The organism is Candidatus Thiodiazotropha endolucinida, assembly GCF_001715975.1.
Classification (GTDB): Bacteria; Pseudomonadota; Gammaproteobacteria; order Chromatiales; family Chromatiaceae; genus Thiodiazotropha; species Thiodiazotropha endolucinida.
Genome location: NZ_MARB01000008.1, coordinates 82,553 through 97,037, shown reverse-complemented (window position 1 = coordinate 97,037; position 14,485 = coordinate 82,553). Strand labels below are relative to the sequence as shown.

Below are 14,485 nucleotides of genomic sequence, written 5' to 3'. Positions count from 1 at the left end.
TAATACTTCCTTTTTTATCATGCGGAAAACCGTGGAAAGACAAGCCGCGAATGGACGCGAATCACCGCAGATAAACGCAAACCGTCATTAACGTGAGAAGGGGTCTTCAATGATGCGCAGATCGAGCGCTATTATATGATTAATTCTTACGACCGCTGTCTTGTCTGCAGAGACCTTTGGCTTGGTAATGCACTATGCGGTGGACATGTACATTGTCATGCCATTTGTCTTAGTTTGCTGTGATTCGCGCCCATTTGCGGCCAAATCAATAGCTTTTGATGATTTGACTGTAATTGTTGTTTGTTCAAGCCTCTGACTAGTCGTCTTTTTGCCACTGCAGGGTAGCCGTATCGTCACTCTCTCTTGCATCCACCCAACGCTCCCCTTCCGCTGTGGTCTCCTTCTTCCAGAACGGCGCCTTGGTCTTTAAATAGTCGATAATGAATTCACAGGCCAGGAAGGCCTCTTTGCGATGGCGGCTCGCTACCGCCACCAGCACGATGGGTTCGGTGGGCGACAAGGCGCCTACGCGGTGAACCACACGGCAATGCTGGATCTCCCAGCGGTTGTTCGCCTCATCCACAATCTTTTGCAGGGCACGTTCTGTCATACCCGGATAATGTTCGAGGTACAGCCCTTCCACCCTGTCACCCTCGTTGATGTCTCGCATCAGGCCGATGAATGTCACGACTGCACCAATGGAGGGATCATTACCGCGCAACAGATCCACCTCGTGATTGGGATCAAGAGGATCAGCCTGTATGGACACGCTATTCAACCTTCAACCTCCGGTCACAGGCGGAAAAAAAGCAACCTCGTCACCGGCCTTCAGGATTGTATTTCTGTCGGCCAGCTCTTGGTTGACCGCCATCATCACCCTTTGATCCTCGGCGAAGAGTCGGGCCCACGCATCTCCGCGTCCGCACAAGGCCTCAAGAAGATCGCCAATGGAGGATAGGCCGTCCAACTCGAGCTGCTCGGACGCAACACCGAGTTCCTCGCGGAATCGGGCAAAAAAGAGGATCTGTATCATGTCATCAACTCATTGTAGGGTATGAAATCCACAGGATCTCCCGGCTTAATGGCGGTAAGCGGTGGTAATACGGCAAGTCCGTTTGCCCACACTACGGAGCTTAATACACCGGACGAACGATTGGGGTAGAGTTTGACGACCGCCTGCCCTTGCCCGTTCAGCTCCAGACGTCCGCGGGCGTACTCCTGACGCTTGTCGGTGGCGTCCTTCTCGAATCCGGCAATGACAGCGACAGGTTTGGGACGGACTTCACCGGATAGTCCCTGCATACGCAGAATGAACGGCCTGGCGAAGAGGGAGAAGGTGACAAAAAGCGAGACCGGATTCCCCGGCGCACCCATAAAAGGCGTCTCCCCAATATAACCGAACGCCAGCGGTTTGCCGGGTCGGGAGGCGATTTTCCAGAGTTCCAGTGAGCCCAGCCGCTCCACCGCGGGCTTGACATGATCCTCCTCCCCCACGGAAACACCACCCGACGCCAATACCAGGTCAGCCTCCTCGGCGGCACGGGAGAGGGCATCGCACGTCGCCTCGAACGTGTCTTCCACAATCCCAAGTTGAATCACTTCACAGCCCAATCTTTGTAACATACCGCTCAAGGTAAACTGGTTGGAGTTGTAAATCTGCCCGGCCTTCAACTCTTCTCCGGGCATCACCAGCTCATCGCCACTTGAAAAGACCGCCACTTTCAGCCGACGAAATACCGACAACTCCGCCACCCCCACCGAAGCGGCCAATCCCAGGTGCTGCGCATCAAGTTTGATACCCGCCAGCAATATCTCCTCGCCCTGCAGAATATCCTCTCCCGCTTTACGGATATTGGCGCCTATTGCAGGACTTTCCATGATCACGACCTCCTCGCCGTCGATCCTGCAAACCTCCTGTATGACCACGGCATCGGCGTTCTCAGGCACCGGTGCACCGGTAAATATGCGCGCCGCAGTCCCGGGTTCGAGGAACGTCCCCACCGATCCGGCGGGTATGCGTTGAGCGACACGCAGCCTGACCTCATCACTTTGCAGATCATTGCTGTTGACCGCAAAACCGTCCATGGCGCTGTTATCCCAGGGTGGAACGTCGACCTGGCTTTTAACCGGCGCCGCCAGTACACGCCCCAAAGACTCATCCAGGGCCAGTGTCTTATGTTGCGTAATGGGTTTGACCTGATCGAGCAGGAAGGCCAGTGCCTCATCGACCGGTTTCAGCTGAGCTTGATGGCTATCGCAATCACCCATCTTAACTCTCCAACAGGCGGGGAAACATTTGTGCGAAATTACAAGGCCGGGTACGTATGTCCAGCTGGGATTTCAAGATTTTATCCCACCCTGTGCGGCAAGCCCCGGTGGATCCGGGCAGGCAAAAAATCAGTGTGCCGTTGGCCAGACCGGCAATCGCCCTGGACTGCATCGAGGAGCTGCCGATCTCCTCCAGGGAGATTGCACGATAGAGTTCACCGAATCCCTCGATGGATTTATCAAACAGTGGCTGTAGTGCTTCCGGGGTGCTGTCGCGCCCGGTAATGCCGGTACCCCCGGTGGATATGATCACATGCACATCCGAGTCGGCTATCCAGGCTGAAACCACCGCGCGCATCTGATAAACATCGTCCGGCACGATTCGCTTGTCAACCACCTGATGGCCTGTATCCAAGGCCCTTTCCCTTAGGGTCTGACCTGACTTGTCAGTCTCTTCCGTACGGCTGTCCGATACTGTCAGTATTGCAAGATTAAGGGGTACGAAATCGCTCTCTGTAAAATGTCCGGACATAGCTTTTCTCTATTTAAACTTATAATCAAAGGCCTTCTCGAAGCGATGGCCAATCTCATCCGGCGATACAAAATGATTCTGTGTACCCGCCTGCTCGACCTTGATCGCGCCCATCAATGTAGCGATTCGGCCGGTTGTCTCCCAGTCCATCTCATTCATCAGACCGTATAACACACCAGCACGGTAAGCATCGCCACAGCCGGTCGGATCAACCACCGCCTTCACCGGTGCAGCAGGGATAGAATAGATCTTATCCTCGGTGATGATTTCAGAACCCTCTCCGCCACGGGTTACGATAATCGCCTCCACCATCTGCGCCAGTTGTCTCAGGCTTTTTCCGGTACGCTCCTGCATTAACATCGCTTCATAATCGTTGAAGGCAAGCCAACTGGCCTGTTCGGTGAAGGTCATCAGACTATCGCCGTCGAACATGGGCATGCCTTGACCGGGGTCAAATATAAACGGCACGCCTTTCTCGGCAAATTGCGTGGCATGTTCAATCATACCCTGCCGGCCATCCGGCGATACCATACCCAGCGTACAACCATCGATCGTTGAGACATCTATTTGGTGGGCCTGGTTCATCGCTCCCGGATGAAAGGCGGTAATCTGGTTATCATCCTTGTCTGTGGTGATATAGGCCTGTGCAGTATAGTTACCGGGCACTTCCAACACCTGCTCACGACTGATACCACACTCATCCATCCATTTTGCGTAGGGGGCGAAATCGTCACCCACGGTACCCGCGGGTTTACCCTCGCCACCGAGCATTTTCAGATTGTAGGCAATATTTCCGGCGCACCCTCCAAACTCCCTTCGCATGTCAGGCACCAGAAAGGAGACGTTCAGGATATGCACCTGTTCCGGCAGGATATGATGCTTGAAATGGTCATGAAAGACCATAATGGTATCGAAGGCGAAAGAACCACAGATCAAGGCCGACATGATTACTCCTTGCCGATATTGGTTTTTTTATAAAACGAATGAAGCGTGAGTGTAAAGCGACATTTAAACCTTACACACCAGCGCTGTAGTTTATCCAGGACAGATGACAGCTCAGCACTGTCAATATACGGATTACTCAAGCTTGAATCTATCTCGACGCTCGATCCCGCACGGCAGTGCGGAAACGTTGATTGAGCATTAATTCGCGTTCATTTGCGGACAAACAAATCAATCCGATTACTGAACGTCTATTCATCTCCTCTCCAGGCGAGGTCGAGTTCCCGCGCAGCACGCACGTCGTCGAGCCGCCTTACCGGCATGCTGTGGGGCGCTTGTATGACAAGCTCGGGTTGGGTTTCAGCCTCCTGCTTGATGCTCGTCATGATTTCAACGAAGCTATCAAGCTCCTCCTTCGCTTCGCTCTCTGTGGGTTCCACCAACAGACACTCCGGGACCAACAAGGGAAAATAGGTGGTTGGGGCATGCACGCCATAGTCAAGCATGCGTTTGGCGAAATCCATGGTATTGACCCCCAACTCCTTGGCTTGCCGCTTCAGGGTAAGAATGAATTCATGACTGGCGCGACGCTCGGGGTAGGCGGCATCGAAGCCTGCCTCCATTAAACGCTTGAGCAGATAGTTGGCGTTGAGTGTGGAAAACTCCGCAACCCGGTGCATCCCTTCGCGTCCCAACAGGCGGGCATAGACATAGGCGCGCAGTAACACCCCGGCATTTCCAGCGAATGCGGAAAGACGGCCTATGGATGCGGGTCTGTCCTTTTCCGTCAGCCAGCGGTAGTCACCACCGTCCAAATCGACCATAGGTACCGGCAGGTAGGGTTCGAGACGTTGACTGACCCCCACCGGGCCCGCACCCGGGCCACCTCCGCCATGTGGAGTGGAAAAGGTCTTGTGCAGATTCATGTGAATGACGTCGAATCCCATATCACCCGGCCTGACCTTGCCAAGAATTGCATTCAGATTGGCGCCATCGTAATAGAGCAGGCCGCCCGCGGCATGTACCAGCTCCGCAATCTCCTTGATACGCCGCTCGAATACACCCACGGTGGATGGATTGGTCAACATTATGCCGGCGGTCTGGGGGCCCAGTGCCAACTTCAACGCATCCACATCGATATCCCCGTCGGCACCGGTGGGTATCTCCCTGGTCTTATAACCACACATCACTGCCGAGGCCGGATTGGTGCCATGGGCCGCATCCGGCACCAATATCTCGCTGCGCTCCGTATCGCCTCTGGCATCATGGTAAGCACGAATCATTGCAACACCGGCAAACTCGCCCTGAGCACCTGCGGCAGGGGTCAGGGAGACCGCATGCATACCGGTTACGGTTTTGAGTATCTCCTGCAGCTCATAAAGACAGGCCATGAAACCCTGGCTGTGCGTCGCGGGCGCCAAAGGGTGTCTGCCGATCAGCCCGGGCAGGCTTGCCAAAGTATTGCAGGCCCGCGGATTGTATTTCATGGTGCATGAACCCAACGGATAGAAATGGGTATCGATTGAGAAATTCTTCTGTGACAGACGGGTAAAATGGCGTACCGCCTGCATCTCGGAAACTTCCGGCAGGCGTGGCTGTGTTTCACGCCGCAATGCTGACGGGATACCTGACAGCTCAGCCTGCTCCCGTGGTGCCTGTGCTGTCGCCCGACGCCCCTTTCGTGAATGTTCGTATATCATATCGCCACCATTACCAATCGGGTTTCAGCTGACAGGGGGTCTCCACCTGGGATGCGATCACCCGTTCCAGCTTGCTCCGATAGTTTTCCAAATCACTGTCGGTTCTTAACTCAGTAGCGCATACCAAAATCGCATCGCCCAACTCGGGATAATCATCACTGAGGTCAAATCCACCCAATACACTATGTGCCGCCAGCGCGCGCAGTACCTTCTTTGCGGCAATCGGCAGGCGCACCACTCGTTCATGAAAGACTGCGCCATTAAACACGCTCTCGACACCGTGCAGTGATGTCAGTGCCTGAGTCAGCTTATCGGTATTGGCGTGACTTGCGCCTGCCACACGCTGTAGACCCTCGCTACCCATGAGGGTCATGTGGATGGTGGCGGCGGTTACCATCAAGCCCTGGTTGGTACAGATGTTGGAAGTCGCCTTTGAACGCCGAATATGCTGCTCCCTCGCCTGCAGTGTGAGAGCGTAGCCGGGTTTTCCATCCATATCCACTGTCTTACCGATAATACGGCCGGGCATCTGACGCACCAGTTTTTGCGTGCAGCAAAGGAACCCGAAATAGGGTCCCCCGGAAGACAATGGCGCACCCAGCGGCTGCCCCTCTCCACAACAGATATCCGCGCCCTGCTCGCCCCACTCTCCAGCCGGTTTCAAAACGGTCATGGCGAGGGGATTAACCACTGCGATCGCCAACATACCGTTTGCGTGCGCCCAATCCGTCAACTCGTCGACCGCCTCCAGCACACCGAAGAAGTTAGGTTGCGGGATGACCAACGCGGCATAGTCCTCACCACTATAGCGCTCCAGTTCCTGTTTATCGATTTCGCCACTCTCACTGTTATATGCCACCTCAACCAACTCAATCTGCTGGTTTCGTACTATCGTACGGGTTACCTTGCGATAGGCTGGATGCAGGTTGTGAGGGACAAGAATGCGTTTTGACTTTGATTTGCGATTCGCTCTGACTGCCATTAAAACCGCTTCAGCCAGGGCTGAAGCGCCATCATAGAGCGATGCATTTGAGACATCCATACCGGTTATTGCCGTCATCATCGACTGATATTCATACAGCAGTTGCAAAGTTCCCTGGCTCGCCTCTGCCTGATAAGGCGTATAGGCGGTATAGAACTCGCCCCGGGTAGTCAACTCCCAGACCGCCGCCGGTATGTGGTGATCGTAGGCACCCGCCCCAATGAAACAGAGGGGCTGCCCATCGGTACGGGCCCGCGCCTGCATCAGCCGGGAGAGCTCCATTTCCGATATACCTGCTGGTATCGCATTCAGCTCTCCGCAGCGCAGCTCCTTGGGTATCTCATCAAACAACGCCTCGATATGCTCGACCCCGATGGCAGTCAGCATCTCTTGAATATCTTCTTCTGTGTGGGGGATGAATGGCATAGCTGTCTCGTCTGCTAGGGCCTGTTAACACTCATCCAATCGACCCTGCTGGGACTATTTTTTCGTCCAGCAAGGCAGAATGAGCGATGTGTAGTTTTTCTACATGAGCGAATGATAACGCCGCTGGGCGAAAAAATAGCCCCAGCCCTTGGGGTGCACCTGAAAAAGCGCCACTCCGCGTTGCTCGTTGTTCATTTGGAATAACCAAACTTCTCTCCTCGCGCCTTGATTGGCGCTTTTTCAGGGGCAACAGGGCCGATTGGATGAGTGTTAACAGGCCCTAAACATATCTCAATCTGCCGGCGAGTCCACGACTCGCAGCAGAGATGATCGATACAAACCCTGTATCACTCCTCTTCGGCGATCACTGCATCATAACCATCGGCATCGAGAAGCTCACCCATACTGCCGCTGTCCGTTACTTTCACCTTGAACATCCAACCGCTACCGTAGGCATCTTCATTGATGGTTTCAGGTGCCCCATCGAGGGCTTCATTGATAGCGATGACCTCGCCCGTTACCGGGCTATAGACATCGGAAGCGGCCTTAACCGATTCAACGACCGCACAGTCACCGCCGGCCTCGACCTGGGAGCCCACTTCAGGCAGATCGACAAAAACAAGATCACCCAGCAGCTCTTGTGCATGGGCTGTGATACCGATGGTATAACTGCCATCGCCTTCATCTTTAATCCATTCGTGGGATTTGGCGTAGCGTCTGTCAGTAGGTGTATTGCTCATATTTCTTACCTTCAAGAAGATTAGTTACAGATTCAACCCGAGGTTAATTGCATTCCGGATTATAAGTCGATGACGGCCTTGCCGTTGCGTACAAACGGAGGTTTGACCACTTGCGCCTTGAGCCGTTTTCCACGCATTTCAACCTCGCAGGTCTCACCGATATCGGGCAGGACCCGGGCGAAAGCGATGGATCGCTCCAATGTCGGGGCAAATCCACCGGAGGTGATCTCACCAACCTCCCTCTCGGCATCGTACAGTTTCAAATGGTTACGCAGCACCCCGCGTCCGGTCAATACCAAACCGATGAAACGCCGCCTATTTGGATCATTGCGCTGTCGCTCCAGCACTGATCTGCCGACAAAATCGCGTTCCGACGGGTCCCAGGCGATGGTCCAGCCGAGCCCGGATTCCAGGGGCGAGGTCTCCTCGTCCATGTCGGAGCCATATAGATTCATACCTGCTTCCAGACGCAGTGTGTCCCGAGCACCCAGCCCACAGGGTTCAACACCTGCATCGTGCAATTGCCGCCAAAAGGATGCCGCCTGATCACCTGGCAGCATGATCTCAAAACCGTCTTCACCGGTATAACCGGTTCGGGCCAGGAACCAATCGCCATCGCTAACCGCATTGAATGGTTTCAAGTCAGCGCCAGCCTGACACAGAATGTCAGACATCAGTGGCAGCGCTTTTGATCGTGCATTGGGACCCTGTACTGCAATCATGGCGAGATCACGACGAGGTGTGATGTTCACATCGTAAGTTTCGGATTTCTGTGCCAACCATGCCAGGTCCTTCTCTGTGGTGCCTGCATTCACCACCAGGCGATACCAGCTGTCATGCAGATAGTAGACGATAAGATCATCCACCACGCCACCCGTTTCGTTGAGCATACAGGTGTAGAGGGCCTTGCCCTTTTGCTTCAGCTTATCCACATCGTTGGCCAACAGATAGCGTAAAAGAGGTTTGACACCGTCGCCTTTGATATCGACCACCGTCATATGCGATACATCGAACATACCCGCATCACGCCGCACTTGATGATGCTCCTCCAATTGGGAACCATAGTGCAAAGGCATATCCCAACCGCCGAAAGGTACCAGTCGGGCCCCCATTGCCTGATGCGTATCGTAAAGTACAGTCTGCTTAGTCATCGCCATCTCCGGGTCCAAAACGTAAAAAGGGGCGGCGCGGATGAATACCCATCCGCGCCGCCCCTCTGTCCAAAACCTGAGAGTTTGGCGCTGCTGTTGTCTGGTTCGGCATAATGATAATCACTAATTACCGCCTGTCCAAACAGTACTATTGAGCGCCTGCCCCTTCGGTGGGTGTTGTCACACCGCTCTCCAGAGTCGACCTAAATCCCCCGTTGGTTGACCTTTACAGGGTGACTTCCCCCCACGGTCCTTTTGCCTGAGCGATTCCGGGCGGGATTGCGCCTTCGGCGCCGGCTTGGGCCGGCCTCTCCCACGGGGGTGGATCGAGATGACGACTATACCTTGCCGCAAACCGCTTGCCAATCGCGAATAACCTTATAGGCGGTCCCGTTTCACCACCGATCAAAGGTTCGCAACCGAATTCAACAGGTGTCACCCAAGGCCTGTTCAGGCGTAATTCACAGGATTGTAGCAGCGACCGACGGCTTATTGTTAACAGGTCCTAGTGCATTCGGACTCTGGCAAGGGAAGGCAGTTCACCACTCATCCCCATGGCACGACGAATCAGCTGATGCTTGATAACTCCGGACCGGTTCGCTACATCCAGACCGAGGTTGCGAATCAGTTTAAGCGGCATCACGTCGTTGCTGAAAATGCGTTTGAAGGCATCCATTGCGGCCAACATGGCCATATTCGGTCCCTTTCTCGCCCGCTCATACCGTCTCAATGTGGCGATGGAACCAATCGCCCTGCCTGTGCGATAGGCGTCAATGACTACATCGGCGAGGGTCATGGCATCCATGAATCCGAGATTGACCCCCTGTCCCGCCAAGGGGTGCATCGCATGGGCCGCATCACCCACCAGGACAAATCCGGGCAGGCAATAGGACTGGGCATGTCCAAGACGCAGTGGAAAGAGGCCGCGCGGTCCAACATCGATTATCTCGCCCAGAACAGCCTCACTGGCACGGGTCAGTTGATCACAGAACAGCGCATCGGAGAGCGCCATCAATTCGTCTGCCTGCTGCGGTGACGTCGACCATACAATGGAGCAGCGCCCATCATCTATAGGAAGCAGTGCGAGAGGTCCTCGCGGCATAAAGCGTTGTCTGGCCATCCGCTGATGATGGCGTGATGGTTTGACCGTAGCGACGATGGCATGTTGATTGTAATCCCACCCTTTTGTGCCGATACCCGCCATCTCACGCAACTGTGAATCGCGACCGTCTGCCGCCACGATGAGTTTTGCTCTCAATTGCTCACCATCGTGCATGACGACACCCGGAAGTTGATCCAACTGTAATTCCGCGACACCGGCAGAATGACGTAAAGTGACATTGGGTAGTGCCTCCAGTATCTCCCATAGCGCCAACTGGGTGACGCGGTTTTCCACAATATGGCCCAGATCGGATTCTCCAATTTCAGACGCGCTGAAGTGAATTCGACCACTACCCTCCGCATCCCATACCTCCATAGCGGTGTATGGGCTTACACGCATTTCAGCCATTCTCGGCCAGGCACGCAGATTTTCAAGCATGCATTGTGATGCGCGGGTCAATGCAGAGACGCGAAGATCGACTTCATCCTTTGGCCAACTGCGTTGAGGCTCTCTTGTTTCAAGGATGCAGATGTTCAATCCGGCATCAGCGAGGGCACAGGCCAATGCGGCCCCCACGATGCCACCACCCACGACAATCAGATCGTACATTTCTTTAATCAAGCGATATCCCCCGCGCCAATCTTGGCAATCGTCCGTTCAATCCCATGAATTGACGCGCCACCAGGTGTTTCATGCTGGGAACAACATCAAGACCCACCATACCCAGATTCCGAACCAGTCGTAACGGACCGAATGGATTAGCGAAAAACCGTGCCAGGCTATCGGTGATCATGGCAACACTGTTCTGATCCTTTTTGCGCCAATCTGCATACTCCTTCAATAATTCGATATCACCCGGATCCTGCCCCCCCTGCGCGGCATCGGACACCAGATCCGCCAGCACAGCGACGTCTCGCAGACCAAGATTAAAGCCCTGACCCGTTACCGGATGAATCGCATGAGCGGCATTTCCGATCAGGGCCACGCGGGAGCTGACCTGCTCAACCGCTTGTCTTAAACGTAGTGGATAAGCAACCCGTTTACCCAATTCAGACAGACGCCCGAGACGATAACCGAAACGGTCCTGCAACCTGAGCAGAAACGCTTCATCCCGCAAGGCCATCAGTTCCGCAATCTGGTCATCTTTTGCCGTCCACACCATGGAAAGGCGATCATCACGCATGGGCAGCAGTGCCAGGGGTCCGGTATCGGTGAAACGCTCATAAGCGATACCTTGATGCGCTTGTTCAGCGCGCAGATTGGCAATGATCGCGGTCTGGCCGTATGACTTCTCTTTCAGGGGAATCGACAGAAATTGCCTAACCAGGGAATCACCACCGTCTGCAGCCACCAGCAGACGCGTGTTCAGAACCTGCTCACCATCATCCTGGCCGATTCGCACTTCAACATCTCTGTCCGATACTGCAAAACTCTTCAGTCTTGCCGGGCAGAACATTTTTATGGCGTCATGATTCACCAGATTCGGTAATAAAGCCTGGCCCAGTGCGCGAGCGGTTACCACATAACCCAAAGCCCCGACACCTTCATCCAGGTGATTGAGTCGGGTAAAACCGAAGTGACCGCGATCGGAAATATGGATATTCAATATCGGCTCGGCGGCGACCTGAATCTCATCCCAAACACCCATTGCCTGTAAGATGATACGACTACCCCAGGAGAGGGCAAGCACTCTGTCATCGAAACTGGGCTGAGCCGAGGAGTCGAACGGCCAGGCTTCGATGATACCGATCCTCAATCCCTGCCCACTGACCGCATGCGCCAGGCTGGCGCCCACCATGCCGCCACCGACGATCAGAAGATCAAAACTATCTGCCATATCATGCCGCCATAATGGCCTCAATCTCAGCCACTGTTTTTACAATATCCTTGGTCAAGACCTCACAGCCATCTTTGGTCACTGCCACGTCGTCTTCAATACGGATGCCGATGTTCCACCACTTCTTGGCCACACCCTTGGACCCGGCGGGTATGTATATACCGGGTTCGATTGTCAAAACCATGCCCGGTTCCAATAAACGCCAGGTTCCGTCGACCTTATAATCACCCACATCATGTACATCCATACCGATCCAATGCCCGGTGCGATGCGGAAAAAAAGCCTTGTACTTCTCTTCGCGAACTAATTTAGCCAGTGTACCCTTAAGTATTCCCAGTTTGATCAAGCCCCTGGTGATGGTCCGCACCGCGGCATCATGGGGATCGTTCCAATGATTACCCGGCTTTACCTTGGCAATCGCAGCCTCCTGTGCCGCCAACACCAACTCATACAACTCTCGCTGTGGCTTACTGAAGCTGCCGTTTACCGGATAGGTGCGGGTAATATCAGAGGCATAACAGTCCACTTCACAGCCGGCATCGATCAGCAACATCTGCTTGTCGGCAACCTTATCCATGTTATCGATGTAGTGCAGCGTGCAGGCATTTATGCCGGCACCCACAATCGGGGGGTAGGCCTGGGACTTGGCGCCCTGATGTGCACACTCCCGCACAAACTCAGCTTCAAGCTGATACTCCCATAAACCCGCTTTACAGACCTGCATCACCCTTTTGTGCGCCTTGGCGGAAATCCTTGCAGCCTGGCGCATGACCTTCAGCTCGGATCGACTCTTATATAACCGCATTTCATGCAGATAATGGTCCAGCGCAATGATCTCGACCGGTCCCTGAACACCGCTGCGCGCTTCACAGCGAATGGCGTTGATCCACTCAGAGAGTCGTTTGTCGAACTTTGCATTACAACCCATGATGTAAAAGATGCGCTCACACTGTTCAAGCATGCGCGGCAGAATGTCATCCAAATCTCCGATTGGAAAGGAATCATCTGCTCCATACTCATCGACAGCGCCTTCCTGTCCCGCCATGGCCCCATCCCACTGCTCCTTTACCGGATCGCGCTCCCTATTGAAAAGAATATACTCCGCCTGCTTTCTTCCCGGAATCAGGACCAGTACAGCCTCAGGCTCGGGAAAACCTGTCAAATAATAGAAATCACTGTCGGGCCGGTAAGGATAGTGCACATCTCTGTTGCGAATCAGCTGCGGCGCCGTGGGCAGTATGGCAATACTGCCCGGCCCCATCATGCGCATCAGTTCACGTCGCCGCCGTTTGAATTCACTCTTCACCATGGTCGAGCTCCCGAACTTTCGCCAGATCTCCCCAAATTAGTAAGGTCACCACTTTCAGGAACTCCTGTAGTTCAGCATAGGCTTGTTCAGTCGCCTCACCCGACTCGAGTGATTCATAGTCGAGCCGGGTGAAATGGGTAATGTCCTGCAATGCCTCTCTGGCATCACCTTCGAGTTGCTGATCCGTGATACTCGACATGCCCAAACCATACAGATACCCTTCACACCATTCACTCAGGGCCTTGGCTCTTGCGGAAATAGGTTGAGTATCATCCGGAAGATAGGGCATGAAAGTCAGATCATCATTGCCAATCTGGTCACGAGATATATAGTAAAGTTCACCGATCATCTCTCTGGCTTCACGCGCCAACAGATCCTCTTGAGGCCAATCCTCGAACAGTGCCGTCATCCAATCGATGTGGCTTTGAATGGTACCGGCACACACCAGACCACAGATCACGCCATGGATCTCGCTGGCGCCAAGATCTAGGCCGATTGAGTTCAACGCCCCTACAAGGCGTGAATAATCGGGCATTTGGCGATTCTCAATCATCTACATTTTCCTCTATGATTAATGGCCTGTTAATACTAATTGATTGCCACTGTGGCGCTCAAAAAAGTGCCATTCAAGTCACGAGGAGCGTAGTTTGGTGACTCCAAATATGCGACGAGTAATAGCGGGTGGCGCTTTTTCAGGCGTACCCCAAGGGTACTTCCTTCGGGGCTTAACCCGAAGGGCCAGAGCCCTGTTTTTTTACCCAGCGGCGTTATCAGTCGCTTATGTAGATTCACTACACAACGCTCCTTCTGCCTTGCTGGATAAAAAACAGGGTCTTGGCAGTGACAATCAAATTAGTGTTAGCGGGCCCTAGAAACAAATCATAACATGCAGATGTAGAGATTGACCCGCCTGTATCTGACCACTATATTGTTGGCCATGACTGAGAAAGAGACACAAAATCCGGCGGATTTGGACCTGCGTAAGCTTGAAATCCGGGTTGAAGAGCTTATAAGGGCCTGCTCCTACCTTAAAGATGAGAATAAATCACTGCGTGCCAGACAGGATAACCTGGTATCCGAACGCGCTGCGCTCATCGAAAAGACAGAGCTGGCTCGTGCCAGGGTTGAAGCCATGATTACACGACTGAAATCCATGGAAACACCCCAGTGAGCAACGATCGATTGCCTGTAACAGTCAATATCCTCGATAAAGAGTACCGTATTTCCTGCCTGCCGGAAGAACGAGAATCCCTTTTACAAGCCGCTGCCTATCTCGATGGCCAGATGCGCGAGATCAGACAGAACGGGCGTATCATAGGCACTGAGCGGGTTGCTGTTATGGCCGCGCTCAATATTGCCAATGATCTGCTCTCCAGCCAGCAAAGCAAGGAAAACGGCTCGCAGAACATATCGCGTCGTATAAAAAATCTACAAGAAAAGATTGAGATTGCACTCAATACAACCAATCAACTGGAACTTTGATCAAAATAGGTTTA

16 protein-coding genes and 2 riboswitches are annotated in these 14,485 nt (G+C 53.8%); of the genes, 2 read left to right on the top strand and 14 right to left on the bottom strand.

All coding sequences use genetic code 11. The features are described from left to right. Positions 1–316: 316 nt before the first annotated feature. From moaE to CODIS_RS20930, 14 genes are all read right to left on the bottom strand, one after another. Positions 317–769 (bottom strand): molybdopterin synthase catalytic subunit MoaE, encoded by a 453-nt coding sequence (gene moaE / locus CODIS_RS08525; protein WP_305782095.1) that lies wholly within the window; start codon positions 767–769, stop codon positions 317–319. A gap of 12 nt (positions 770–781) precedes the next feature. After that, positions 782–1,033 (bottom strand): molybdopterin converting factor subunit 1, encoded by a 252-nt coding sequence (gene moaD / locus CODIS_RS08520; RefSeq protein WP_069123917.1) that lies wholly within the window; start codon positions 1,031–1,033, stop codon positions 782–784. Next, positions 1,030–2,268, bottom strand: a complete 1,239-nt coding sequence (locus CODIS_RS08515) for a molybdopterin molybdotransferase MoeA (protein ID WP_069123915.1) — start codon at positions 2,266–2,268, stop codon at positions 1,030–1,032. Before CODIS_RS08515 ends, moaD begins: the two co-directional genes overlap by 4 nt. A gap of 1 nt (position 2,269) precedes the next feature. Further along, positions 2,270–2,800, bottom strand: a complete 531-nt coding sequence (gene moaB / locus CODIS_RS08510; protein ID WP_069123912.1) for a molybdenum cofactor biosynthesis protein B — start codon at positions 2,798–2,800, stop codon at positions 2,270–2,272. Between the two features lie 9 nt (positions 2,801–2,809). Then, complete coding sequence (locus CODIS_RS08505; protein WP_069123909.1) at positions 2,810–3,745, bottom strand: carbohydrate kinase family protein; 936 nt, start codon at positions 3,743–3,745, stop codon at positions 2,810–2,812. 248 nt (positions 3,746–3,993) lie between these two features. Continuing rightward, the gene (gene gcvPB / locus CODIS_RS08500; protein ID WP_069123906.1) at positions 3,994–5,442 is read right to left on the bottom strand and encodes an aminomethyl-transferring glycine dehydrogenase subunit GcvPB; all 1,449 of its coding nucleotides are present in this window, start codon (positions 5,440–5,442) and stop codon (positions 3,994–3,996) included. Between the two features lie 10 nt (positions 5,443–5,452). After that, positions 5,453–6,850 (bottom strand): aminomethyl-transferring glycine dehydrogenase subunit GcvPA, encoded by a 1,398-nt coding sequence (gcvPA, locus tag CODIS_RS08495; protein ID WP_069123904.1) that lies wholly within the window; start codon positions 6,848–6,850, stop codon positions 5,453–5,455. 347 nt (positions 6,851–7,197) lie between these two features. Beyond that, positions 7,198–7,590: a glycine cleavage system protein GcvH gene (gene gcvH, locus CODIS_RS08490; RefSeq protein WP_069123902.1), complete on the bottom strand. Its 393-nt coding sequence runs from the start codon at positions 7,588–7,590 to the stop codon at positions 7,198–7,200. Between the two features lie 59 nt (positions 7,591–7,649). Beyond that, positions 7,650–8,741, bottom strand: a complete 1,092-nt coding sequence (gene gcvT, locus CODIS_RS08485; RefSeq protein ID WP_069123899.1) for a glycine cleavage system aminomethyltransferase GcvT — start codon at positions 8,739–8,741, stop codon at positions 7,650–7,652. A 55-nt stretch (positions 8,742–8,796) separates the two neighbouring features. Then, a riboswitch (glycine riboswitch) is annotated at positions 8,797–8,947 on the bottom strand. Between the two features lie 31 nt (positions 8,948–8,978). Then, positions 8,979–9,067, bottom strand: a riboswitch (glycine riboswitch). Positions 9,068–9,246: 179 nt separating this feature from the next. Then, the gene (locus CODIS_RS08480) at positions 9,247–10,464 is read right to left on the bottom strand and encodes a UbiH/UbiF/VisC/COQ6 family ubiquinone biosynthesis hydroxylase (protein ID WP_320410403.1); all 1,218 of its coding nucleotides are present in this window, start codon (positions 10,462–10,464) and stop codon (positions 9,247–9,249) included. Continuing rightward, positions 10,457–11,680, bottom strand: a complete 1,224-nt coding sequence (ubiH, locus tag CODIS_RS08475; protein ID WP_069123894.1) for a 2-octaprenyl-6-methoxyphenyl hydroxylase — start codon at positions 11,678–11,680, stop codon at positions 10,457–10,459. The genes CODIS_RS08480 and ubiH overlap by 8 nt, the downstream gene beginning before the upstream one ends. 1 nt (position 11,681) lies before the next feature. Continuing rightward, positions 11,682–12,989 (bottom strand): Xaa-Pro aminopeptidase, encoded by a 1,308-nt coding sequence (gene pepP, locus CODIS_RS08470; RefSeq protein WP_069123893.1) that lies wholly within the window; start codon positions 12,987–12,989, stop codon positions 11,682–11,684. Then, positions 12,976–13,542, bottom strand: a complete 567-nt coding sequence (locus tag CODIS_RS08465) for a UPF0149 family protein (RefSeq protein ID WP_069123890.1) — start codon at positions 13,540–13,542, stop codon at positions 12,976–12,978. The genes pepP and CODIS_RS08465 overlap by 14 nt, the downstream gene beginning before the upstream one ends. Positions 13,543–13,577: 35 nt before the next feature. Next, on the bottom strand, positions 13,578–13,781 hold the full coding sequence (locus tag CODIS_RS20930) for a hypothetical protein (RefSeq protein WP_154723059.1): 204 nt from the start codon (positions 13,779–13,781) through the stop codon (positions 13,578–13,580). A 109-nt stretch (positions 13,782–13,890) separates the two neighbouring features. Between CODIS_RS20930 and CODIS_RS08460 the strand changes: the two genes are divergently transcribed. Continuing rightward, positions 13,891–14,160 (top strand): TIGR02449 family protein, encoded by a 270-nt coding sequence (locus CODIS_RS08460; RefSeq protein ID WP_417903655.1) that lies wholly within the window; start codon positions 13,891–13,893, stop codon positions 14,158–14,160. Continuing rightward, entirely contained in the window at positions 14,157–14,471 is a 315-nt protein-coding gene (locus CODIS_RS08455) for a cell division protein ZapA (protein ID WP_069123888.1), read from the top strand. The genes CODIS_RS08460 and CODIS_RS08455 overlap by 4 nt, the downstream gene beginning before the upstream one ends. Positions 14,472–14,485: the final 14 nt, after the last annotated feature.